General features: G+C 64.5%; 19 protein-coding genes. 11 read left to right on the forward strand and 8 right to left on the reverse strand.

Annotated elements, in window-relative coordinates; genetic code table 11:
- Positions 1-10: 10 nt before the first annotated feature.
- Positions 11-862, reverse strand: a complete 852-nt coding sequence (locus CHB87_RS11395) for a rhamnogalacturonan acetylesterase (protein WP_089408538.1) — start codon at positions 860-862, stop codon at positions 11-13.
- A 178-nt stretch (positions 863-1,040) separates the two neighbouring features.
- On the opposite strand from CHB87_RS11395, the gene CHB87_RS11400 reads away from it, so the two are divergent.
- The 7 genes from CHB87_RS11400 to CHB87_RS11430 all read left to right on the forward strand — a co-directional run bounded on the left by CHB87_RS11400 (position 1,041) and on the right by CHB87_RS11430 (position 10,601).
- Positions 1,041-2,405, forward strand: a complete 1,365-nt coding sequence (locus CHB87_RS11400; RefSeq protein ID WP_089408539.1) for a M28 family peptidase — start codon at positions 1,041-1,043, stop codon at positions 2,403-2,405.
- 408 nt (positions 2,406-2,813) lie between these two features.
- On the forward strand, positions 2,814-4,268 hold the full coding sequence (locus CHB87_RS11405) for a dipeptidase (RefSeq protein ID WP_089408670.1): 1,455 nt from the start codon (positions 2,814-2,816) through the stop codon (positions 4,266-4,268).
- Positions 4,268-4,897, forward strand: coding sequence for a molybdenum cofactor guanylyltransferase (gene mobA / locus CHB87_RS11410; protein ID WP_089408540.1), 630 nt, complete (start codon positions 4,268-4,270; stop codon positions 4,895-4,897). Before CHB87_RS11405 ends, mobA begins: the two co-directional genes overlap by 1 nt.
- Positions 4,898-4,923: 26 nt before the next feature.
- Positions 4,924-5,937 carry an ABC transporter ATP-binding protein gene (locus CHB87_RS11415; protein WP_425432473.1) on the forward strand — a complete coding sequence of 338 codons (1,014 nt, stop codon included), beginning with the start codon at positions 4,924-4,926 and terminating at the stop codon, positions 5,935-5,937.
- Between the two features lie 311 nt (positions 5,938-6,248).
- The gene (locus CHB87_RS11420; RefSeq protein ID WP_089408541.1) at positions 6,249-7,757 is read left to right on the forward strand and encodes a sugar transferase; all 1,509 of its coding nucleotides are present in this window, start codon (positions 6,249-6,251) and stop codon (positions 7,755-7,757) included.
- 45 nt (positions 7,758-7,802) lie between these two features.
- The gene (locus tag CHB87_RS11425; protein ID WP_089408542.1) at positions 7,803-9,491 is read left to right on the forward strand and encodes an NAD+ synthase; all 1,689 of its coding nucleotides are present in this window, start codon (positions 7,803-7,805) and stop codon (positions 9,489-9,491) included.
- 99 nt (positions 9,492-9,590) lie between these two features.
- Positions 9,591-10,601, forward strand: coding sequence for a DsbA family protein (locus CHB87_RS11430; RefSeq protein ID WP_245817941.1), 1,011 nt, complete (start codon positions 9,591-9,593; stop codon positions 10,599-10,601).
- An 87-nt stretch (positions 10,602-10,688) separates the two neighbouring features.
- Here CHB87_RS11430 and CHB87_RS11435 read toward each other — a convergent pair whose 3' ends face one another.
- Complete coding sequence (locus CHB87_RS11435; RefSeq protein ID WP_089408544.1) at positions 10,689-11,996, reverse strand: NCS2 family permease; 1,308 nt, start codon at positions 11,994-11,996, stop codon at positions 10,689-10,691.
- An 86-nt stretch (positions 11,997-12,082) separates the two neighbouring features.
- Between CHB87_RS11435 and CHB87_RS11440 the strand changes: the two genes are divergently transcribed.
- Complete coding sequence (locus tag CHB87_RS11440; protein ID WP_089408545.1) at positions 12,083-12,571, forward strand: cupin domain-containing protein; 489 nt, start codon at positions 12,083-12,085, stop codon at positions 12,569-12,571.
- Here the strand turns inward: CHB87_RS11440 and CHB87_RS11445 are convergent.
- From CHB87_RS11445 to truA, 5 genes are all read right to left on the reverse strand, one after another.
- The gene (locus CHB87_RS11445; RefSeq protein ID WP_089408546.1) at positions 12,561-13,310 is read right to left on the reverse strand and encodes an MIP/aquaporin family protein; all 750 of its coding nucleotides are present in this window, start codon (positions 13,308-13,310) and stop codon (positions 12,561-12,563) included. The genes CHB87_RS11440 and CHB87_RS11445 overlap by 11 nt on opposite strands.
- 53 nt (positions 13,311-13,363) lie before the next feature.
- Positions 13,364-13,729: a peptidoglycan-binding protein gene (locus CHB87_RS11450; RefSeq protein WP_245817942.1), complete on the reverse strand. Its 366-nt coding sequence runs from the start codon at positions 13,727-13,729 to the stop codon at positions 13,364-13,366.
- 284 nt (positions 13,730-14,013) lie between these two features.
- Positions 14,014-15,654 (reverse strand): trypsin-like peptidase domain-containing protein, encoded by a 1,641-nt coding sequence (locus CHB87_RS11455; RefSeq protein WP_089408548.1) that lies wholly within the window; start codon positions 15,652-15,654, stop codon positions 14,014-14,016.
- Between the two features lie 178 nt (positions 15,655-15,832).
- Complete coding sequence (locus tag CHB87_RS11460; RefSeq protein ID WP_089408549.1) at positions 15,833-17,140, reverse strand: M20/M25/M40 family metallo-hydrolase; 1,308 nt, start codon at positions 17,138-17,140, stop codon at positions 15,833-15,835.
- 194 nt (positions 17,141-17,334) lie between these two features.
- On the reverse strand, positions 17,335-18,126 hold the full coding sequence (gene truA / locus CHB87_RS11465; protein ID WP_089408550.1) for a tRNA pseudouridine(38-40) synthase TruA: 792 nt from the start codon (positions 18,124-18,126) through the stop codon (positions 17,335-17,337).
- Between the two features lie 395 nt (positions 18,127-18,521).
- On the opposite strand from truA, the gene CHB87_RS11470 reads away from it, so the two are divergent.
- Entirely contained in the window at positions 18,522-20,582 is a 2,061-nt protein-coding gene (locus CHB87_RS11470; RefSeq protein WP_245817943.1) for a TolC family protein, read from the forward strand.
- A 120-nt stretch (positions 20,583-20,702) separates the two neighbouring features.
- Positions 20,703-22,796 (forward strand): thioredoxin domain-containing protein, encoded by a 2,094-nt coding sequence (locus CHB87_RS11475; RefSeq protein WP_245817944.1) that lies wholly within the window; start codon positions 20,703-20,705, stop codon positions 22,794-22,796.
- 197 nt (positions 22,797-22,993) lie between these two features.
- Here CHB87_RS11475 and CHB87_RS11480 read toward each other — a convergent pair whose 3' ends face one another.
- Positions 22,994-23,851, reverse strand: a complete 858-nt coding sequence (locus tag CHB87_RS11480; RefSeq protein WP_089408552.1) for a mechanosensitive ion channel family protein — start codon at positions 23,849-23,851, stop codon at positions 22,994-22,996.
- A gap of 270 nt (positions 23,852-24,121) precedes the next feature.
- On the opposite strand from CHB87_RS11480, the gene CHB87_RS11490 reads away from it, so the two are divergent.
- Entirely contained in the window at positions 24,122-24,502 is a 381-nt protein-coding gene (locus tag CHB87_RS11490; RefSeq protein WP_142988310.1) for a hypothetical protein, read from the forward strand.
- The last annotated feature ends 36 nt before the right edge of the window (positions 24,503-24,538 follow it).

Genomic DNA, 24,538 nt, shown 5'->3' on the forward strand with positions numbered 1-24,538 from the left:
CCGGACACTTCTACTGCTTCAGGTACTGCGCGACCGGAGAATGAATCTTCTGCAGCGCCGCCGCCACGCAGATGGCGTTGATCGTCGCGCCCTGCGGGCTGGTGTGGGTGTGGTCGATGGGGAAGTACGCCGCAGTGGCCGCCGGGCCGAGCGACTGCCACTTGTCCGCGGCGAGCGCGCCCATGTCGGCCACCGGAACCTTCTCCTGCGCGCCGACCTGCCGGATGAAATCGTTGTAGCCGATGTCGCGCTCGATCTTGCCATCCTTCCAGATGTTGCGGACGGTGGTGGTCAGCAGGATCGGCGTGGCGCCCTTGGCGCGGGCCTCGGCAATGTACTTGCGCAGATACCAGCCGTAGGTGTGTACCGTCTCGACCTGTCCGGCGAGCGGGCCGGTGGTCTGGGGCACGTCCTTGGTCTCTTCGCCGATGGAGTGGATGGAGCCGCGCGGCTTCGCGCCTCCCAGATCGCCGGAGTCGTTGTGGCCCATCTGCAGCAGCAGGTAGTCGCCCGGCTTCATCTCGGCCAGCACCTTGGCCCAGCGGCCCTCGTTGATATAGGTGCGGCTGCTGCGGCCGGCCATGGCGCGGTTGGCGATGTTGACGCGGGTGGTGTCGAAGAGCGGCGCGAAGTGGTCTCCCCAGCCGAGGTCCGCCTTGTTGCGCGCGGTGGAGTCGCCGACGATGAAGACCGTAGGCAGCTTCGGGTTCAACGGCGCGTCGACGGCGACCTCGGTCTGGGGCGGCGCGTCGGGCGTACCGTTGGCCGGATTCTGCGCTCGCGACTGGACGCGAAGCAGGGGAAAGGCGAGCAGCAGCAGGGCGAGGACTCGGAACGGGATGCGGAGCTGGAGTCGAGACATGGCCGCAAGGCTAACATCCCGCAGCGCTCGGTGTCATTAGAGAATTTGTTTCCGTTGAGAGGGAAAGAGATCGCCGTTCGCTGGACCCATTCTTCCTTATACTCACCTTGCGGCCTTCGTTCGCGAGCAGAGCCGAAGAGCTGGAAAGGCAGGCTGAATGAACTGGAGTAGGCGCGGTATGCACGTGGTTTCGGCGACGCTGGGACTTTGCCTGGCGACACAGGGCCTGTTCGCCCAGACCGGCTGGACGGTGAAGCCGGAGTGGGTGCGCGCGCATGAGGAGTTTCTCGCGAGCGACGTGATGGCCGGTCGCGGCAGCGCAACGCGCGACGAGCAGATTGCGGCGACCTATGTCGCGTCGGAGTTCATGGGGTACGGATTGAAGTTCGCGCCGGGAATGACCGGCTATCTGCAGAGCGCGGAGGTGGTCTCGCCCGTACTCGACGGCCATGCGACGCTGCACGTTGGCTCGGCGACTTTGTCCGAGGGCGCGGGCGTCCTGCTGCTCTCCTCGTCGGGCGTGGATGTGCAGGCGAAGCTGCGGAAGGTGGATGCGGCGGAGATCGCAAAGGCGGGCGACCTGAAGGGCGCGGCGGTGCTTTTGACCGGCAAGACGACGCTTGCCGCCGCGAGAACGGCTCGCCGGGCTGGGGCTGCGCTCGTACTGCTGCCGAGGAACGCGGAGATCGACCACATGGTCGAAGCGACGGGCGGGAAGACGCAGATCGGAATACGTCTCAAGACGGGGTTGCCGGGTTCGCGGACGTTGGTTGCGGTCGACAGCCAGGCCGCGACCAGCCTTGCCGCGCAGGAGGACGGCGCGGTCGTCGAGCTGCGCGTGCATGAGCTGCCTCAGCCGCCGCGCAGCACGTACAACGCCATCGGCTACCTGCCCGGCAGCGACCCGAAGGCCGGGACGATTCTGCTGACCGCGCACCTCGACCACCTGGGCATCGGCCCGGCGGTGAACGGGGACACGATCTACAACGGCGCCAACGACGACGCCGCGGGCACGACCGCCGTGCTGGAACTCGCGCATGCGCTGGCCGCCGGACCGCAGTTGAAGCGCAGCGTGCTCTTCGTCTGCTACGGCAGCGAGGAGGCGGGCGAGCTGGGTTCGGAGTTCTTCGGCGAACACACGCCCGTGCCGCTGAAGGATCTGGTCGCGAACGTGGAGTTCGAGATGATCGGCAGCCAGGACCCGAAGATGCCGAAGGATACGCTGCTCTTCACGGGCTGGAGCCGGTCGAATCTTGGCCCGACGCTGGCTGCGCATGGCGCGAAGCTGGGCGACGATCCCTATCCGGACGAGCACTTCTTCGAACGCTCGGACAACTATCAGCTTGCGCTGCAGGGGGTGGTCGCGCACACGGCGGCAGGCTACGGCACGGTGCCGACGTACCACCAGCCGAACGACGATCTGGAGCATCTGGACCTGCCGTTTATGACGGCGGCGATTCAATCGCTGGTCGAGCCGCTGCGCTGGCTGGCGTCGAGCGACTTCAAGCCGGAGTGGAGTGCGGGCGGACAGCCGAAGCGGTAGTGCGTTGCAGGATCGAGTAGCTGACGCTGGTGCATCCAGGTATACCAAGGCTGACGTTTTTGCCAAGTCAGCCAAGGCTGACGTCTTTGCATCTGGGTAGGCCAAGGCTTTAGCCTTGGCACTTAGACCTGGCAAGGACGGGGCTTTAGCCCCTGGGGTATGCCTTCCTCACCCGTGCCGAACAAGACGCAGCCCATTCAACTCCGCTCAGGGGCTGTCTCGAATCGAACGGTGTTACGTCCCACCCATCGCGGTGAAGCGCTGCGATGGATGGGGCACCCAGGCTGTGGCGGCGCTTCACACGCAAGGGCTGAGAAGACAGAACGGAAGCAGATCCTCTTCGAGGATGACAAACAAGACGTGCAAGTGCAACGGCAAGAAGAGCAACCACAGGGAGAAGCGATGTCGATGAATGGTGCAGCGGCGGTAGCGTTTGCGAAGGATCATGGGGACAGGTTTGTCGAAGAGTTGAAGGCGCTGCTGCGGATTCCGTCGGTCTCGACCGATCCAGCGCGCGCCGGCGACACGCGCCGGGCGGCGGAGTTCGTCGCGGCGGAGCTGACGCGCATCGGCATGGAGAACGTCCACCTGATCGAGACCTCGACCGAGGAGAGCATGACGGCGGGCGCGTCCGGCCCGGCGCAGGTGGTTCCGGCGCGTATCGGCCATCCGCTGGTCTACGCGGAGTGGCTGCATGCGCCGGGCAAGCCGACCGTGCTCTGCTACGGGCACTACGATGTGCAACCGGCCGAGCCGCTCGACGAGTGGAAGTCGCCGCCGTTCGAGCCCACCGAACGCGACGGCAACCTGTACGCGCGCGGCGCGGTCGACGACAAGGGCCAGATGTGGATGCACGTGAAGGCGCTCGAATCGCTGATGGTCGCGGGCGGCGGCAAGCTGCCGATCAACGTGCGCGTCATCGTCGAGGGCGAGGAGGAGGTCGGCGGTGAGGGCATCGCGGCCTTCGTGCGCGACTTCGGCGATCAGCTCCATGCGGATGTCGCGCTGGTGAGCGATACGGAGATGTTCGCGCCCGATCTGCCGACGCTATGCGTGGGCCTGCGCGGTATGATCTACACCGAGATCGAGGTGCAGGGCGCGCGGACGGATCTGCACTCCGGCATGTACGGCGGCGCCGCGCCGAACCCGTTCGTCGCGCTGGCCCAGATCATCGCGCAACTGAAGGATGCGGAGGGGAAGATCCTCATCCCCGGCTTCTACGACAAGGTGCAGGCTCCGTCCGACGCCGAGCTGGCCGCGTGGAAGCTGCTGCCCTTCGACGAGGAGGAGTATCGCCACGCGGAGGTTGGCTCGGTTGCGTTGACCGGTGAGAGCGGCTACTCGGTGCTCGAACGCACCTGGGCGCGGCCGACGCTGGACGTTCACGGCATGCCGGGCGGCTTCATCGGCGCGGGCGCGAAGACGGTGATTCCGGCGCGTGCGCTGGCGAAGGTGAGCCTGCGTCTGGTTCCGGATATGACCCCGGCGGAGAGCTTCCGCCTGTATAAGGAGTATGTCGAAACGCTGTGCCCGAAGGGCTGCACGCTCGAGGTGCGGTTGATTCACTCGGGCGACCCCATCGTCGTCAGCACGGACAACGAGTTCGTCCGCGCGGCGACCGAGGCGATGCACACGGTCTTCGGCAAGGAGACGGTCTTCGTGCGCGGCGGCGGTTCGATCCCGATCGTGGGCGACTTCACGCGCGAGCTGGGACTGCCGGTGGTCATGATGGGCTTCGGCCTGCCGGACGACAACCTTCATGCGCCCAACGAGAAGTTTCATCTGGCGAACTTTCACCGGGGCGTGGAGTCGATCGTGCGCTGGTTCGGTATCCTGAGCACGCTCACCGCGCTGGAGAGCTGATGCCGCCGCGTGTGACCGGCTACGTCCTGGCCGGCGGCCGCAGCTCGCGGATGGGGCAGGATAAGGCGTTGCTGCAAATTGACGGCGAGACGTTGCTGGCGCGCGCGGTGGCGAAGTTGCGGGATATTTGTGGGGATGTCTACATATTGGGCGCCTATCCTGCGTATGCGGACTTTGCGCCGCTGGCGCCGGATCTGCACCCGGACTGCGGTCCGATGAGCGGGCTGGAGGCGGCGTTGGCGCATTGCCCGTCGGACTGGGCGCTCGTGCTGCCGGTCGATCTGCCATGTCTGCCGGTGGCGTTGCTGCGGGAATGGATCGAGGCGGCGCTGTCGAGCTCCACGACGCGGCTGGCTCTCTTCACGGTCGACGGCATTCCGCAGCCCACGGTGGCGCTGCTGCATCGCGCGGTGCTGCCGTATCTGGCTGCGTCCATCGCCCGCGGGCGATACAAGCTCTATCCCGTGTTGCGGGAGGCGGCGGCGGCGCTAACGGCAGAGCAGGGAGTCGCCGAGGACGCCGTGCTCGCGGATACGGTCGTGGCGGATGATGCGGGCTGGTTCCGGAACGTCAATACGCCGGAAGAGTTTGCCGCCGTGCAGGCTGCGACCGCATCTGAGAGAGAATAGGACAACACCACGCAGAGGATGCCCGAATGGCGGAGCAGGACGAGAGTTTGACGGCGGAAAAGGCGTTGGAGCGGACGCCCGAGGACAAGAACCGCGCGGTCGAGAGCTCGGATGCCGAGGGTTCCGAGCATCGTTCGGACGCGCTCGTCGCCGACACCGACGATGCGGGCTCGGTTCCGCTCCTGGCGGACGTCGAACTGAGCATCACGCCGGCGGTCGAGGAGTTCATGGTGCAGGCCGCGGCGCAGAACGAGGCTGCGGTCGAGGCTGTGCCGGAGGATCGCGGCAAGCCGCGTTCTTATATCTCGTTCGAGCATGTCTCGAAGTCTTTCGGCGACTTTCACGTGCTGAAGGATGTGAGTTTCTGCGTCAATCCGGGCGAGACGCTTTGTATCCTGGGCCGCAGCGGGGTGGGCAAATCGGTTTCGCTGCAGATGCTCCTCGGGTTTCTCAAGGTCGACTCCGGCACGATCCGGGTCGGCGGCGAAGATATCACCCACTTCAGCGAGCGGCAGTTGCAGGAGGTTCGCAAGAAGGTCACGATGGTCTTCCAGAACGGCGCGCTCTTCGACTCGATCACGGTGGGGGAGAACGTTGCGTTTCCGCTGCGCGAGCGCAAGGACATGGAAGAAGACCAGATGTTCCAGGTGGTGCGCGGGCTGCTGGAGATGGTGGGCGTGGCCGGGATGGAGAACCTGCTGCCGAGCGATCTTTCGACCGGGATGAAGCGGTCGGTCGCCATCGCGCGGGCTTTGGCGGCGCAGCCCGAGGCCGTGCTCTACGACGAACCGACGACCATGGTCGACCCGATGATGGCGCATCTGCTGGGCAATCTGATCCAACGTTTAAAGCAGCAACTGCATCTCACGAGCATCGTGGTAACGCATGATATGCGTTTTGCGAAGAAGCTGGCGGATCGGGTGGTCTTCCTGCATCAGGGTGAGGTGAGGTTCTTCGGCACGATGCCGGAGATGGAACGAAGCGACGATCCGATTCTTCGCGAGTTTTTATTACTGGACGAACTGGTGCTACCGGCATAATTGGCCGATGTATAGCGCTCGTCGGCTTATCTATATAAAAGACTTGCGGAAGACTTGCGGGGAATGGATTCAAAACGTATTCTTCAGGTGGCGCTCCATACCTCTTCACCAGTCGATTGCACGACTTACCCTCATTCGTGTCTTGAGATAGTTTCCTCCCGGATGGAAGTGCCTCCGGCTGTCATACTCAAGGTAGGATTTGGATGCGGGTTCCTCGACCAGGAAGTTTGGGGAGCTTCGGACGTGTATTTCGGCTGTAGTTCTGGCCGGAATTCAACTTCGTCGGTCGTTGGACGGGAGACACTTGCATTATGGCGACACCGGATTATCTGCAGCAGGTCATTGTTTCGGGAAAGCGGCACGGCGGCGGAAACACCAAGTCAGCACGGGTGCGTATGTCGCAGCGTCCTTCCGTCACGAGCCTGGTGTGGGCGTTTCTGGACCTGCTGACGGCCTTCGTCGCGGGCGTGATCGCCGTTCGCTGCCAGATGGGGAATCCCCTTGGCGCGCACTCGTTTTCCATGCTGCCCACCATCTTCGCGACGTCTCCGCCCATCTGGCTGGCGTATTGGGCGTGGTTCGGCGTATGTCTCATCTTTTTTACCCATTCTTACGGCGTCTATGGGCCGATTCAGAACCGCACGGGGCTGCATGAGCAGCGCATGACCGTGCAGGCGACGCTGGTCTCCGGCCTCATCCTGTGCGGTACGCTCTACCTGAAGCAGGTGGAGTCGGTCTCGCGCGTCATCGTCATTCTGCTGGTGGTCTTCACGGCATTCCTCCTGTGCCTGCGGCGCGCGGTCTGGCGCAGCATGGTCTACAGTCGCTATCGCGCCGGACATGAGACGCGCAACGTGCTGATCGTCGGCGCGGGCCGCGTGGCGCATGCGCTGCGCAATCACCTGGAGTCGCTACAGCACCTCGGCTTCCGCTTCAAGGGCTTCGTCGCGCTGACCGAGCGCGAGGCGGAGTCGGGCGACGCGGACGTGATCGGCAACATGCAGAACTGCCTCGCGCTGGCTCGGTCGCTTTTCGTCGACGAGATCTTCCTCTCTGTCCCGGCGGAAAAGAAACTGGTCATCGGTCTGGTCGAAGAGGCGCGCGCCGCCGGCATCGATGTGCGCGTGGTGCCGGACCTCTACGACGGTCTGGCCTGGAATGCGACCGTCGAGTACATCGGCCAGTTTCCCACCATTCCGCTTCACCGCCGCGAGTTCCCGATCGGCGCCTTCCTGATGAAGCGCGCGCTGGACATCACGCTGGCGACGATCGCGTTGACCGTTCTTGCGATACCGATGCTCTTCATCGCCATTGCGGTGCGGATGGACTCGAAGGGGCCGATCTTCTACAAGGCCGCGCGCATCGGCCGCAAGGGCCGGACCTTCAACTGCTACAAGTTCCGCACCATGGTGACGAATGCGGACAAGCTCAAGGAGCAACTGAGCCACCTGAACGAGCGCGAAGGCGTCCTGTTCAAGATCGTCAACGACCCGCGCATCACCAAGGTCGGGCGCCGTCTGCGCAAGTACAGCTTCGACGAACTGCCGCAGTTCTACAACGTGCTGCGCGGCGATATGAGCCTGGTGGGGCCGCGGCCTCCGATCGCCTCCGAGGTGGAGCAGTACGATCTGGCGCATCTGCGCCGGCTGGACGTGCTGCCCGGCATCACCGGTCTGTGGCAGGTGGAGGCGCGGCAGGATCCGTCCTTCGACAGCTACATTTCGCTCGATACCGCGTATGTCGAGAACTGGACCTTCTGGTTGGATATCACGATTCTGGCGCGCACGATTGGCGTGGTGCTGGGTGGAACGGGTTCCTAAGTCCCGTTGCAGCCGGTGCTTCCAATTATTCGATAGACTGGAAGCGTGAAGATCGCACTGGCGCAGATCAATCCGACGGTTGGGGACTTTGTCGGAAATACGAACAAGATTCTGGAGTTTGCGGAACGGGCGGTAGGGCTTGCGGCGGACCTGGTGGTCTTTCCCGAGCTTGCCGTGTGCGGCTATCCGCCTGCCGATCTGCTGGAGAAGCGGTCGTTTGTGGCTCGTGCGCAGACGGCGCTCGAAGGCTTGGTCCGCTGGACCGCGACGCCGGGACGACCCACGCTCCTGGTCGGCACGGTAATGCCGGCGAACTCGCCCGAAGGCAAGCATGTGCGCAACGTCGCGGTGCTTGTGGGGGGCGGCGAGATTCTGCACATTCAACAGAAGATGCTGCTGCCGTTCTACGACGTCTTCGACGAGCAGCGGTACTTCGAGCCTGCCGCGTCGCAATCGCTCACGACGATTCCGACCCCCGCCGGTCCGGCGCCGGTCGCCATCACGATCTGCGAGGACGCCTGGAACGACAAGGACTTCTGGCCGCGGCGCAACTACGCGGTCGATCCCGTGGACGAACTGATGGGGAAGTGGGATGCGCAGCCCGCCGCGCTTCGCACGCAGCCGAAGCTGATCGTCAACATCTCGGCCTCGCCCTTTTGGAAGAGCAAGCGCGAGGTCCGGCAGAAGATGCTTGGCGCCATCGCGCAGCGGCACGGCGCGCTGGTCGCGATGACCAACCAGGTCGGCGGCAACGATAGCCTGATCTTCGACGGATCGTCCCTCGCCGTGGGCGCGGACGGCGCACTGGTGGCTCAGGCTTCCTCCTTCGTCGAAGACCTGATTCTGATCGATACAGCCGCCGCGCCGCCGATCGCGCCGCCGGTCTCGGACGACGTCGCCGCGATCTGGGACGCGCTCGTGCTGGGTACGCGCGACTATGTGCGCAAGTGCGGCTTCCGCAAGACGATCATCGGTTTGAGCGGCGGCATCGACTCGGCGCTGGTGGCGGCGATCGCGGTGGAAGCGCTGGGCGCTGAGAATGTGATGGGCGTCGGCATGCCGAGCGAGTATTCGTCCGAAGGTTCGAAGGACGACGCGCGCGATCTGGCGCTGCGGCTGGGGATACGCTTCGAGATGCTCGCCATTCACGACATCTACAACCGTTACATGGAGACGCTGGGGCCGCTCTTTGTGGGCACGCCGTTCGGGCTGGCGGAGGAGAATCTGCAGTCGCGCTCACGCGGCGTGCTGCTGATGTCGCTGTCGAACAAGTTCAACGCGCTGGTGCTGACGACCGGCAACAAGAGCGAGATGTCGACCGGCTACTGCACGCTTTACGGCGATATGGTCGGCGCGCTGGCGGTGATTGGCGACGTGATGAAGACGCGCGTCTACGAGCTGAGCCGGTATGCGAATCGCGAGCGTGAGATCATTCCGCTGGCGACGATCGAGAAGCCGCCCTCGGCCGAGCTGCGGCCGGACCAGAAGGATACGGACTCGCTGCCGCCGTACGATGTGTTAGACCCGATCCTCGAGGCCTATGTCGAGCGGTACTGCTCGGCGGAGGAGATCGCGGCGGAGCAGAAGGTGGATGTCGCGCTGGTTCGCCAGGTGCTGAAGCTCGTGGAGCGGTGCGAGTACAAGCGGCAGCAGGCGGCTCCGGTCTTGAAGGTGACGGAAAAGTCGTTCGGGAATGGAAGGCGGTTTCCGATTGCGGTGAAGGTTGAGGTTTAGAGGCAGAAGTAAAGATAGAAGCAGATTCCCTGTGGGAATGACGACCACAGGGACAGGCAACAATCAATGCAACGAACACAGTTCGAGAGGATGGATTCATTGAACAAAGCGATGGTAGTGGCGGCGTTGGCGTCGACGATTGGGTTTACCGGAACCGTTCTGGCACAGGCCGCGCCCGCGGCGGCAGCGCCTGCGCCGCAGAAGTCTCTGCAACTGCAGTCGCTCGATCCGGTGACGAAGGCGGACCCGTTTCCCGCAGTCGACCCGAAGAACTTTACCGCCCCCAGCCCCACGCTTGAGACGGTCGACGGGTTCCTGAAGTCGCTCTGGGGATACGATGTGAACCGCATCTGGCGCGTGGAGGCGATCCAGAAGACGGATGCGCCGGGCGTCGCGAAGGTCGTGGTCTTCGTCTCCGAGCGTGCGCCGAATGCGCAGGTGCAGAGCACGGCGTTCTTCATCACGCCCGACGGTAAGCATGCGGTCGCGGGCGGCAGCGTCATCTCGTTTGGCGCGAAGCCATTCGCGGACCTGAACGCCATGCTGGCCTCGCGGGCCGACGGCGCCACACGCGGCTCGGTGAGCAAGAAGCTGATGCTGGTCGAGTTCTCGGACCTGCAGTGCCCACACTGCAAGGAGGCTCAGGAGACGATGAAGAACCTGGAGCGCGACTACCCAAACGCGCACATCGTCTATCAGCCCTTTCCGCTGGTGCAGATCCATCCATTCGCCTTCCAGGCCGCGACCTACGGGGCGTGCGTGGCGAAGCAGAAGAACGAGGCCTACTTCACCTATGCGCAGGCCGTCTACGACACGCAGAGCGCGCTGACGCCCGAGACCGGCGACGACACGCTGAAGGCCGCGGTGACCAAGGCCGGACTCGATCCGGCGGCTGTTGCGACCTGCGCGGCTACGCCTGCGATCAAGGAACAGGTGAACGCATCGCTCAAGCTGGGCGAGGATGCGGGCGTCGATCAGACCCCGATGCTGGCCGTCAACGGACGCCTGCTGCCGCTGGGCGCCATCCCGTACGAGACGCTGAAGAACATCATCGACTTCACCGAGGCCGAGGATGGAACGACAGTGGCGCCGGGGCTGAAGGTGCGGTAAACGCTCTTCCCTGGAACCAATGCTGGACGCCCCATGTCTCGATGTCTCAGACATGGGGCTTTTCGTTTGGTGGAGAGAAAGGGCAGCCTACCCCGCGCTCATGTAGGCGAAGCGGAAGAGAAACAGAGCGGCCAGGGTGTAGAGCATCCAGTGCTGGCGGCGTCCTCGTCCGGTGGCGAGTTCCAGCACCGCGAAGCTGATGATGCCGAACGACAGGCCCGTGGCAATGGAGTACGTCAGCGGAATCGTGATCAGCGTCAGGAAGCTGGGGATGGCGATGCGCGGCTCCTCCCAGTCGATGCGCGCGGCGCCGGCGACCATGAGTGCGCCGACCAGGATCAACGCCGGCGCGGTGGCGAAGTCCGGGATGGCCCCGATGGCGGGCGCGATGAAGATGGCGAGGAAGAAGAGGATGCCGGTGGTGATGGCGGTGACGCCGGTGCGTCCGCCGGCCGCGACTCCGGCCGAGCTTTCGATGTAGCTGGTGACGGTCGAGGTGCCGGCCAGCGCGCCGACGACCGTGGCGCTGGCGTCGGCGAAGAAGATCTTATCGAGCCGAGGGATGGTGTGGTCGTCGGCGATCAGGCCTGCGCGTTCGGTCACCGCGACCAGCGTGCCGATGTTGTCGAACAGGTCGACGAAGAGGAAGACGAAGATGATCTCGAGCGCGTTCATCTTCAGCGCGCCGCGCAGGTCCATGTGGAAGGCGGTGGCCGAGATCGCCAGCGGGTTGAAGGTCGAGGGCTGGTACTTGACCTGATGGAAGAGGATGCCGACGATGAGCGTGCCGAGCACGCCGATCAGCATCGACGCCTTCACCTTGTACGCCTGCAGGATGGCGATGAGCACGATGCCGAAGATCGCGAGTTGCGTGGTGTGCGCATGCAGGTTGCCGAGGGTGACCGTCGTCGCCGGGCTGGGCACGATGATGCCGGAGTTGCGCAGCCCGATGAATGCAATGAACAGGCCGATGCCGCCCGCGACCGCCGCGTGGAGCTGGTAGGGAATCGCCGCCAGCAGCTTCTGCCGGATGCCGCCGAAGGTCAGCAGCAGAAAGATGACGCCCGAGAGAAAGACGGCGCCGAGCGCGGTCTGCCAGGGCACGCCCATGCCCTTGACGACCGTGTAGGTAAAGTACGCGTTCAACCCCATACCCGGCGCGAGCGCCAGCGGATAGTTGGCGATGGTTCCCATCAGGATCGACCCGAAGGCCGCGCAGAGGCAGGTGCTGGTGGTGACCGCCGCAAGCGGCATGCCGGTCTGCGAGAGAATCGCCGGGTTCACGAAGATGATGTACGCCATCGTGATGAAGGTGGTGAGACCGGCGAGGATCTCGGTGCGCCAGGTGGTTCCGTGGGCGGCAAAGCCGAAGTACTGTTCGAGACGGGTGCGCATGTCGGCGGATGCCCTCTTTGGGTGCAGAATTTGCGGCTGAGTTCGTTCAGAATAACGTGAGATGAATGTTCCGCCGGAGGAAACTTATGAACGCCGAAGAAGTGAAGCAAATGCTGGGACTTATGCCGCATCCGCGCGAGGGTGGGTGGTATGTGCGGACGTATGAGGCGTCGGAAACGGTCGAGCTGGCGCGATATCCGTCGGCGCGGCGGACCGGGACGGCGATCTACTATCTGCTGGAGCCGAATACCTTCAGCGAGATGCACCTGCTGGCGTCGGACGAGGTCTTCCACTTCTACGCGGGCGATCCGGTGGAGCAGATTCAGCTCTTTCCCGATGGCACGGGGCTGCGCGTCGTGATCGGCAACGATCTTGCCGGCGGGGCGCGGCCACAGGTGGTCGTGCCCCACGGGGTTTGGCAGGGGGCGCGGCTTGTGCCTGGCGGAACGTGGGCGCTGCTGGGGTGTACGGTCAGTCCGGGGTTCGAGTTCGAGGACTACACGGCGGGCGACCGGGCGGAGCTTTGCGGTCTGTGGCGCGAGTGGGCGGAGGAGATCGCCGAGCTTACACGGTAGGTTTCTGCTGCAGGTGCCGATGGGTGAAGTAGGGCCTGGGGCGCGGTTCGGTCAGCCGCAGATAGAGTTCCGCAGACGTCAACATGCCGAGCACAGGCGCGGCGAAGTAGATCCAGACCGCAGTCCAGAGTTGGGCAAAGATCGCCGAGCCGACCGTGCGAGCGGGGTTGATGCTGAAGCCGGAGACCGGCGCGAAGACGAGGATGTAGCCGAAGATAAGTGTGCCCACCATGTAGGTTGTGTAGGGCGCGAGTCTCGGACGGTTTGAGGTGGTGAGCACGACAGCCATCAGCAGCGCGGCCATGAAGAGCTCCGCCGCGAAGGCCGCGCCTGTGCCCCACGGGCCGGGCACGGTCACGGCGTAGTTTACCTCCGGTACGGCGAGAGCGCGGCCGGCCAGCATGGCGGACAGCCCGACGCCGAGGATGCCTCCCGCGAAGTGCGCGGCGATATAGCAGACGGCGTCCACGGGGCCGATCTTTCCCAGCCGCAGAAACGTGAGGGTGATGGCCGGATTGAACTGCGCGCCGGAGCGCTTGCCCCACGGAGACTTGATGATGGCGACGGCGGTCGCACCCATTGCGATACCCATGCAGGCTCGGCGGAGGGTAGCGTCGGGAATCCAATGCAGGGCAGGCGACGCCGGATGGTAGAGCAGGACCGTGAAGAGGCAGGCGGAAAGCATGAAGGCGGCCAGCTCGGCGGCTTCCATCAGGTAAAGCGGCCAGTGCTTACGCATCGCGCGATCCCAGATTGTCGTTGGGGCGGTGCAGGAGGCAAAACAAGAAAAGTCTACTGAGGTCCAACGCCAGGCTTGATGGCGGCTTCCGATTCGGTTCCTGCGCCTTCAGCGGCGGAGCTGGCGTTCGGGCCGAGACCCAGCTTGATGATGGCCCGTGCGTCGGGGACGATTTTCGTCTGCCATCCGTTATCGGACTGCAGCTTCTGCATCGCGGTTTCGGTCTGGGCATCCCACACGCCGGTGGCCGAGCCGCTCATGTAGCCGCTCTTAATAAGAGCGGACTGAATCTGAGTGGCGCGAGCCGGGTCGATGACGCGTTGCGCGGCAGGCCGCGGTGCGGGCTTCGGAGTAGAAGCAGCGTGCTTGCTGCTCGCAAACAGCCTGGGGGAGGTGGGTCCGCGGTGTGCGCGAGGCATGGCCGCTGCAGGCAGGGCTGCGGCGAACAAAATGCACGAGCTGAGAGCGAGAACAGAGCCGAACCGCATACTGGAACGTTGCCTCGAACAAAGTATCGAGGACACGCTTCAAAGTGTCACCCGATTACCTGACAAGAGTATCGGGTCGATCAACGGTTGGCAATAGGAAATGGTTGCCCACGTTAGGTATTTTTTTTCCAATGGATGGTACTTTTGTGTGACCTCCGGCATCCAATGCCGTCGCGATTTCCGCGAAGACATTGGATGCCCGAAGAATCAACGGTTTAGCGAATCGTTCCGCCGACGAAGGAGTTGCCGCCCTGCTTCGACGCAGTGTTGCGGATGACGAAGACGACGTCATCGCCAACATTCAGGCCAGAGACGATGGCGTTGTAGCTGGCCATGTCGGTGACTGGTTTTTTGTTGATCTCCGTAATCAGCGCGCCTTTGCCGAGGTTGATCTCGTCGGCGAAGGAGCCGGGCCGGACGCTGGTGATGGTGACTCCGCCCTTGATGCCCAGCTTGGCCGCCTGTGCCGCCGGGAGCGGCGAGACGGTGATGCCGAGCTTGCTCTCGCCGGCATCGGCCTGCTGCGGTGCGGCTGCGTCGTCGTCCGTGTTCGCGGTGATGTCGGAGTAGGTCTTCGCACGGTCGCCGATGGTGACGCTCGCGGTCATCTGCTTGCCGTCGCGGACGTAGCCGATCTTGACCGAAGAGCCGACCTTGCGGGCGGAGATATCCTGCACCATGTCATCTCCGTCGGCGATCTTGCGCCCGTCGATGGAGATGATGACGTCGTTCGGCTGCAGACCAGCCTTGGCCGCGCCGCCGGTCGGGCTGACGGTCGTGATGATGATGCCGCCGTTGCCGTAGCCGTAGATGCGGTTGACCGCCGAAGACTGCGCCGCCTGGAAGGTGATGCCGATCGAGCCGCGGATGACCTTATGCTCCGGTCCGATGAGCATGTTGTAGACCGACGCGACGATATTCGACGGCATGGCGAAGCCGACGCCCTGCGAACCCATGGACTGGGTATAGATCGCGGTGTTCATGCCGACGACCTGGCCGGCCATGTCGACCAGCGGACCGCCGGAGTTGCCGGGATTGATGGCTGCGTCGGTCTGGATGAACTTCTGAAACTGCTTCGAAAGGCCGTTCGCGTCGCGGTCGTCGATGGAGCGGTTCTTCGCGCTGACGATGCCGGCCGTGACGGTCTGCGAGAGCGAGAACGGGCTGCCGATGGCGAGCACCCAGTCGCCGACCTGCGCGCCGTCGGAGTTGCCGAGCTTGACGGTCGGGAGCGGGGTCTTCACGTCGATCTTGATGACCGCGATGTCGGTCTCGGGGTCGACGCCGACGACACGCGCCGGGACGCCCTCGTCCGCCTCGTCGTGGTCGCTGGCGAGCTTCACGAAGATCTTGTCGGCCTTGTCGACGACGTGGTTGTTGGTGATGATGTAGCCCTGCGAGTCGACGATGAAGCCCGAACCGAGTGCGCGACGCTCGCCGCCGCCCTGTCCGTCGCCGTCGTCATCGCCTTGTCCGCCGCCCTGTCCGCCGAAGAAGCGGTTGAAGAAGTCCTCGGGGCTCTGGGGATCGCCCTGTCCGCCGCCTTGCCCGCCTGCGCCGGGCCGGCGCTTCTTCTTGGGCGATTCCTTGGGCAGCGACTCGGTGTTGATGTTCACGACCGCCGGGCCGACCTGCTTGGCGATGGCGGAGAAGCCGTTCGAAAGATTGGTCGGATTGGGAATGACCAGTGGACGCGCGCTCGAGCTATCGACCCCTTGCTGCTCCTTGCCGCTGACGCTGCGAGTGAGCACCGACCCCGCAAGGACGCCGATGGAGAGCGTTGCGAGCAGCGTGAAGGTGGTGGTGAGGCGGTGGCTGCGGAGGCGAGTGAAGAAATGCGGCTTCTGTGATTCCATGGGTCGAGGGTTCCTCAATTCATGCAGTATGCGGGTCTCGCCGTAAACGAAACGGCTGGCACTGCCCAGTATATAGATGCGTGTGCGCAGCTTACGGCACTTTTCTCACCGGGCGAAACGCAGGAATTGCTTGTCGTTTGGTTAGACGCCCATTTTGAGGGAAAGTTTTGGGCTGGGACTAAAGAACTAGTAGCTGGGCGTTGTCGAGCTGCTGCGCGGTGTCCAACAGGATGAGCAGGATGCGGCGCAGCGCGGTCTCGCGACCGGTGGGGTCGTACCATTCGGCCTCGGTGTGGATGCCGTCGCCCGTGCCGCCGGTGGCGATCGCGACGGCGGGAACTTTGAGCGCGAGCGGCAGGTTGGCGTCGGTGGACCCGATGCGCGGCTCGGTGCGGATAGAGAGGTGCCGGTCGACCGCGCGGATGGTCTGGAAGAGCGGCGCGTCCTCGGACAGGGCGCCGGCCGGCCGGCTGCCGATGGTCTCGATCTGCAGCTTCGCGGGCGGTTGGTGGGGGTTCTGCCGGTTAGCGCGCGCGATGAGCAGCTCAAGGGTGCGGTGGAGGTTCAGCTCGGTCATGGCGAGTTGGTCGGGGTCGGTCGAACGCAGGTCGAGCAGCGCGGAGGCCGAGGTGGGGATGGAGTTGACGCTGGTGCCGCCGGAGATCATGCCGGGGCTGAGCGTGGTGCGGGGCGAGGCGGGAAGCGGCATCTCGGCCAGCGCGGCCAGGCAGCGGCTGAGCAGGGTAATGGGGTTGGGCGCGCCGGCGTCGGTCCAAGAATGGCCGCCGGGGCCGCTGACCGTGACGCGGAAGCGCCGGCTGCCGAGCGCGCGGTTGACCACCGTGCCGGTTCCGCCGCCTTCGAGTGCGATGGCCGCGCCGATGCGGCCTTGGTACGCGCCGCGCTCGAAGAGCTGCCGCATGCCGCGCAGGTCGCCTTCGCCCTCCTCGCCGACGTTCGCCGCGAAGAGGATGGGGAGTGAGATGCCTGCGCACTGGAGGGCTGCCGCGATGCCGAGCAGGGCGGAGAGGCCGGCGGCGTTGTCGCATGCGCCGGGGGCGAGGATGCGTGGGCCATCCTCCGTCGGCTGGGTGGCGGTTCCGGCGGGGAAGACGGTGTCCAGATGCGCCGAAATCAGGAGGTATTTCGTTTTGGGGCTGGGCTCGCCGGCTGAAACCCACGTCTCGGAATCGAAACCTGATTGAAGATTGGAGGCGCCCGAATTGGTGCGTAGTTCGGCGAGGGCGTTGCCCTCTTCATCCAGGTGGACGTTCTCCAGTCCTAGCTGTGTGAAGCGTTCGGCGAACCACTCCGCGCGCGGTCGTTCGCCGAAGGGCGGAGCGGGGATGGCGAGCATCTGCAACTGCCACTGGCGGAGCTGCGGCTGATGCAGGTGCAGCCAGTGGAAGGCGCGGTGGACGGAAGGGATTGCCGCAAGGCGGCTGATGCGGTGCTGCGCCATGGCCGTCGCGGCAGAGGTGAACATCAGGAGACCTCCGGGCCAAAACTAACTGTTTTGATGATTCGCGCAATGGCGGAGGTAAACATATCAGGATGCCTCCGCAGGGAAGCAAACGACAAAGGCAAAAGCGAAATACGGGGGTCCTCCGCTTCGCTCAGGATGACGAGCCTCTTGGGCGGGGACTGGAGATGAAGGCGCAGATTGACCGGAGGTGGATATCAATAGACCACCTCGACGAGGAAGAGTCCGCTGGCGGGTGCGGTGGGGCCGGCGGCGGAGCGGCTTTGGGCGGCGATGATCTTCGCGATGTCTCCGGCTGCGATGCGCCCTGCGCCTGCGTCGACGAAGGCGCCGACGAGGTTTCGCACCATATGGTGCAGGAAGCCGGAGCCGGTCACGCGGTAGACGAGGAGTTCGTCCCGGTGGGTCCAGTCGGAGGCGAAGATGGTGCGGACGTTCGACGCTTCCACCGTGGACCCGGCCTTGCGGGCGGTGCGGTCGGGGTCCGACGCGGCGAAGCTGGTGAAGTCGTGCGTGCCGAGGACGTCCTGCGCGGCCTGCTGCATCCGGTCGAGGTCGAGCGGCCAGCGGCAGTCCCAGACCCAGGGCGCCAGCATGGGCGAGCAGATGCGATCCGGCAAGCCGGGCTGCCAGCGGTCGTGCGGGAAGATCCGGTATTCATACGTCTTGCGCACGGCGGAGTAGCGGGCGTGGAAGCCCTCGGGGGCGGCTTCGAGCGACAGGATGCGGATGCTGGGCGGCAGCGCGCGATTCAGGGCGCGGTGCAGATTCTGGGCCGGGATGGGCGCGGCGAGCTCGAAGCTGGCGACCTGTCCGAGCGCGTGGACGCCGGTGTCGGTGCGTCCGGAGCCCTGCGGCAGCACGTCTTCGCCCGTGACGTGGAGGATCGCGGCGGCGAGCGTACCCTGCACGGTCGACAGTCCGGGCTGAATCTGCCAGCCATGAAACGGCGTTCCGTCGTACGCGAGGATGAGCTTCCAGAGGGGCATAGTGTGTTTGGCTATCTCCACGATAACGCTTCCCCGGAGTTCCGGCGATGGGCGGCTATCCGGGGCATTCGATTGGTATGATGAGGGATATCGAAGAATTTGGATGGTTGCGGTGATTTTCGGGAACGAAAACCGGCGGCGATGCGTAACGGAGAGATAGAGGTTGCAGGGAGCGCCGGAAAGCATATTTTTTGCGAGACTTCGGCGCGGTCGGCTTCGTCTAGTAGAAGATCACTCCAACGTAGCAGTGGGTCTCCGGGATTTTCAGGCGTCCGGATTTGAGAAGTCATGGCGGAGGCATGCGCCATGAGCCGGACAGAGTTCGATTCGAAGTTCGCCGACGCCGCAACAGCGGCGCCGGCACAGTTGGAAACAAGAGGCTGGAGAGCACAAACGTGAGATTGAATGATCTGAAGTCGGCGGCAAGCGTGGCATTGCTGCTCATGAGCGCGACGGCGCCGCAGGGATTCGCGCAGCAGACACAGGTAAGCCCCACCGCGCCATCCACGGCCGCGCCAGGCGACAACGCGGGCCTGCCGCCGGAGCCGAAGGCGACCGAGCCGCTCTACCTGCGCGACACCGCCAAGGACTACACCCATCTGAAGGGGTACAAGTTCCTGAACCTGATCGCGCCCTATACCTCGACGCAGGTGCCGCTGCCGACGATCCAGAACACGCCCCGGTTGGCGACGCTGCTGCGCGACGGCACGATCTACCTGGGCCTGACGGACGCCATTACGCTCGCGCTCGAGAACAACTACGACATCGCGATCGCGCGCATCAACCTGGACATCGCCGACACGGACATTCTGCGCGCGCGCGCCGGCTCGTCGCTGCGCGGCGTCTCGACCGGATTGGTGGAGAACACGCTGGGCGGCACGACGACCACGATTACCAGCGGCGGCGGTCCGGGCGGCACGTCGACCTCGTCGGGCGGCTCGGGCACCGGAACTTCGGGCCTCGTGCTCAGCACCAACGGCGGCGGACCCGCCCCGTACAACTTCGACCCGCAACTGACCAGCACGGTGGAGTTCGAGCGCGCGACCACGCAGAGCTCGAGCAGCGTATCGCCGACGGCGACTGTCAATACCGTCACGGCGAATGTGGCGTACCAGCAGGGCTTCAGCTCCGGCACGCTGCTGAACGTAGGCTTCAACAACACGCGCGCCGCGACGACCAGCGTGCTCGCGACCTACACGCCGAGCATCACCACGACGCTCCGCGCGACCGCGACGCAGCACCTGCTGCAGGGCTTCGGCACGGGGTTGAATCGCCGCTTCATCGTCGAGGCGATCAACGACCGCCGCATCACGGACTCGTCCTTCCGCCAGCAGGTCATCTACACGGTCACGCAGGTGGAGAGCATCTACTGGTCGCTGGTCTCGGCCTATGAGGACGAACAGGCGAAGGAGCGCGCGCTGCAGCAGTCGACGCAACTGGCGTCCGACAACCGGAAGCAGTTGGAGATCGGCACGCTCGCGCCGCTCGACGTGGTCAACTCGGACTCGGCCGTCGCGACCGACCGGCAGGCGCTCATCACTTCGAAGTCGAACCTGGAGTATCAGCAGTTGCTGATGAAGCAGGCGATCGCCCGCGACCTGAGCGAGTCGCTGATCGCGAATGCTCCCGTTGTCCCGACCGACCGCATCGGTCTCGATCGCACGCCGGAAGAAGACATGAAGGTCGAGGATCTCGTTCGGCTGTCGTACGTCAACAACCCGCAGATCGAGCAGGCTCTGCTGACGATGAAGAACAACGAGATCACCATCCGCGGGGAGAAGAACGGTCTGCTCCCGACGGTGGATGCCTTCGCCTTCTACGGTACGAACGCGCTTGGCGGTACGGTAAACGGAAGTGCGGTGAACCTGGGAACGGGCTCGGCGAACAACACCGCCTCGACTCCCACGGGCTACGGTGGCGTGCTGCAGAACCTGCTGTCGGCGAATAACCCGGACTACGGCGCTGGCGTGAACATCACGATCCCGATCCGCAACCGCACCGCGCAGGCGGACCAGGCGCGCTCGCAGATGGAGTATCGCCAGACGCAGATGCGTCTGCAGCAGCTCTACACGCAGATTCGCATCCAGGTCATCAACGCGCAGTACGCGTTGACGAACGACCGCGCGAACGTCGAGGCCGCGCAGGCCGCGCGCGACTACGGCGCGCAGTCGCTCGACGCCGAGCAGAAGAAGTACAAGCTCGGCGCCTCGACGACGGCGAACGTGCTGCAGCAGGAGCGCAACCTGGCGACGGCGGAGAACACGCTCATCTCGGCAACGGCCGCGTATGCGAAGGACCGCTCGGCGCTGTCGCAGATCGTCTCGAACACGCTGGACCGCTACGGCATCTCGCTGGTGGACGCGGCCGCAGGCACGATGACGCAGATGCCGTTCGTCCCGGGCCTGACCGCTCCGAAGCCGCCGGCGCCGCCGAAGCCGCTCTCGGCCACGCCGTAACCCGCGTCTTGCGCACAAACACACAGGCCCGGACCTCATGGTTCGGGCCTGCCTGCGTCTGCATCCAATCGGGTGAACTAAACTTGAGGCAAGATGAGCGTTGAAGTGAAGAATGGTCTGATGAGTGCGCGTTCCGCGTACCTGCGGTCGGCGATGCACCAGCCTGTGCAGTGGCATGAGTGGAGCGCCGAAGCCTTTGCAAAGGCCGTGGAGCAAGACAAGCCGATCCTGCTCGATATCGGCGCCGTGTGGTGTCACTGGTGTCATGTGATGGACCGCGAGAGCTACGAGAACGTCGAAACCGCTTCGATCATCAATGAACATTTCATTGCGATCAAGGTGGATCGCGACGAGCGGCCCGATGTGGATGCGCGCTATCAGGCGGCGGTCGCGGCGATCAGCGGCGGTGGCGGCTGGCCGCTGACGGCGTTTTTGACCCCGGACGGCAAGCCGTTCTTCGGCGGCACGTACTTCCCGCCGGTCGATGGGCACGGGCGTCCGAGCCTGCGGCGCGTGCTGCTGACCATGGCCGAGGCCTTTATGGACAAGCGCGGCGAGGTGGACGAGTCCGCCAGCAGCGTGATGTCGGCCATCGAGAACAGCGAGCAGTTCAACGAGCCGGTGCCGGACCCTGGCGCGGAGCTGCTTGGCAAGCTGGTCGAATCGGCCATCCGTCAGTTCGATGGGCGCAATGGCGGCTTCGGCGCGCAGCCGAAGTTTCCCAACTCCGGCGCGATCGATCTGCTGATCGACACGGTGCATCGGCTGAACGACGAAGGGGCGAAGGCGGTGCGGCTGGCTGCGACGGTCTCGCTCGAAAAGATGGCGAAGGGCGGTATCCATGACCATCTGGCGGGCGGGTTCCATCGCTATTCGGTCGATGAAAAGTGGACCGTCCCGCACTTCGAAAAGATGTCCTACGACAACAGCGAGCTGCTGAAGAACTACATTCACGCCTACCAGAGCTTCCGCGAGCCGGAGTTTGCGCGGGTGGCGCGCGACATCATGCGCTGGATGGACGAGTGGCTGAGCGACCGCGAGCAGGGCGGCTTCTACGCCTCGCAGGATGCCGACGAGTCTCTCGACGACGACGGCGACTACTTCACCTGGACGATGGACGAGGCCGCCGCCGTGCTGACGCCGGATGAGATGGCCATCGCGGGGCGGTATTTCGACATCGGCGAGATTGGCGACATGCACCACAATCCGCTGAAAAATACGCTGCACATCGACCTGGGGATAGAGACGGTCGCGAAGCAGGCCGGCGCGACGGTGGAGCGGGCGCTGGAGTTGCTGGCCTCGGCGAAGCCGAAGCTGTACGCGGCGCGGAAGCTGCGTCCAACGCCGTATGTGGATAAGACGATCTACACGCCGTGGAACGCGATGTGCATCTCGGCTTACCTGGAGGCAGGGCGCGTGTTGGAGGACTCCGCTGCGACAGCGTTTGCGTTGAAGTCGCTCGACCGCATGCTGGCCTCCGCATGGAAAGACGGTTCAATGACGCACGTCGTCGCGTATGGCGAGGCCGTGGAGAATGGGCCGCGGCTGGCTGGAGGGTTGGAGGACTACGTCTTCCCCGGGCATGCGGCGCTCGACGCCTGGGAGGCGACGGGTGAGCTGCGGTACTTCGACGTAGCGCTGGCGTTGGGTAAGGCGGCGATTGCGAAGTTCTACGACGCGGCTGGCAGCGCGTTCTTCGACACCGAGGCGCCTGCGGAGGACGAGGTTCCTCTGGGCGCGCTGAGCGTTCGGCGCAAGCCGTTGCAGGACTCGCCGACTCCGGCGGGGAACTCGGTCGCGGCGGCGCTATTGCTGAGGCTGGAGGCGCTGACCGGTCGCGAGGAGTTCGCCGCGAAGGCGCAGGCTACGCTCGAATGCTTTGCCGGGGTGGTCGAACATCTTGGGTTGTACGCCGCGAGCTACGGCCTCGCCTTGCAGCGGATGGTGCAGGCGCCGGTGCAGGTGTGCGTGATCGGATCGGATGAACTGGCGTCCGAGCTGGAGAAGACCGCGCTGAACCGGTATGCGGTGAATCGGAGCGTGGTGCGGCTGCGGCAGGATCAGCTTGGGGCGCTGCCGCCGTCGCTCGCGCAGACGCTTCCGCATCTGCCGGAGACCGCTGAGAGCTTCGCCGTCGTCTGCAGCGGGTTCATCTGCATGCCGCCGATCGCTTCTGTGGAGCGGCTGGCGGAGGTTCTGGCGGCCGGGGCGTGATGCTTCTCCTCAACTCCCGTAAAGAGCCGTCATTCTGAGCGAAGCGAAGAACCCCCGTATTTTGCTCTTGCCGTTGCTGTTTGTTGCCATCAGACAAGAAAGAACGAAAGACAACAGCAACAACGCAATACAGGGGTCCTTCACTCCGTTCAGGATGACGAGCGCCTGAGGAGGGTTAAAAAATACGCCTGCTCAAGCTAAGAGCCGATCAGCGGCTGCTGGGCTGGCGGCGCCGTCGGGTCCGGCGCCTTCTGCTGCTGGAGCAGCAGCATGTTGGCCGGGTCGATGCCGAGCGGGATGCGCTCCTGCTTGAACGTGTCGACGATGCGCTGGCGCAGCGCGCGCAGGATGCCGTCCTTCTGGTTGGCTTTTACGCGGATGCTGATCGGATAGACCAGGGCGCGGCCGTTGATCTGGTCGATGCCCGGCACGTCGGGATCGGCGATGGCGACGTCCTTGAAGGCGGGGTCCTGGCGTATGTCGGCGGCGATCTTGCGCAGCAGTGTGAGGACGCGGGCCGTGTCGGCGCTGGCGTCGACCGAGAGCGGCAGGGTCGCGACAGAGTAGTCGCGCGTCAGGTTTGAAACGGTCGCGATCTGGCTGTTCGGGATGATGTGCAGCGTGCCGTCGCCGTCGCGCAGACGGGTGAGCCGGAAGGTGAGGTCCTCGACCGTGCCGGTCAGCGAGGCGATCTTGACCACCTCGCCGACGTTGTACTGGTCCTCGACGAGGATGAAGATGCCGTTGATGATGTCCTTGAAGAGGCTCTGGGCGCCGAGGCCGATACCCACGCCGAGGATGCCGGCCGAGGCCAGCAGCGGCGCGTAGTTGATGTTGAAGAGCGTCAGGATCTGCAAAAAGGCGAAGAATCCGAGTATGCTGTACGACGTCGCGCGAATGATCGTCGCCATCGTGCGCATCTGCGCGGCGCGCTGGACGTTGGCCTGGCGCGCCGCCGCGCGCTGCATGCGGGCGCAGAAGAACGCGACGATCCGCTGTACGCCGAAGAGAATGACGAGGACGACGGCGACCTTGGGGAGGCGGTCGCGCACCATATCGATCACGTCCTGATGCCAGTCGCGTTCGAGGGTGCGGAGGATGGGTTCGTCGGACGCAGGTACGGGGATGAGATGGGCGAAGAGGGCGATGACGTTCAGGGCAGGCTCGCTTTCACTTTTGGGTCCGTTGGAACTTCGACAGACGCTCCGGTTATCTTATCCGCTAGGCGGATTGGGCCAGTTCACTGAGAATGAGACGCAGGCAGACCCCGCAAGGAAGCCCGGGGCGGTCGAGTTTGGCGATGAGCGCTTCCTTGGGGGGTGGGGATGAGACGGACGATCTGGCTTTTGGCGCTTGGACTGGCGACGGCTCCGGTTGTGGCCGGCGGACAGCAGAATGGGATTCCAACCATACCCGCGTCGGAGCAGACGGCGCCCGGGCCGGCGAATCACCGGCCATCGCTGGGTGACGGAACGGGCAGTGAGCTGAATCCCTCGACCCAGGAGCGGCTGGGGATCGCACGGATGACCGAGCGGCAGAGGCTGCTGATCGCCGATACGGACAAGCTGCTGGAGCTGGCGCAGGCGCTTAAGAAGGACGTCGATAAGACGGACAAGAATATGTTGTCGCTCGACGTGGTGAAGCGCGCGGAGGCGATCGAGAAGCTGGCGCGTTCGGTGAAGGAGCGGGAGAAGGGAACGAAGTGAAGCACGCGCCCAGTCTGCCGGTTGCTGGGCAGGTTT

The sequence above is a fragment of the Granulicella rosea genome (assembly GCF_900188085.1).
GTDB classification, from domain to species: domain Bacteria; phylum Acidobacteriota; class Terriglobia; order Terriglobales; family Acidobacteriaceae; genus Edaphobacter; species Edaphobacter rosea.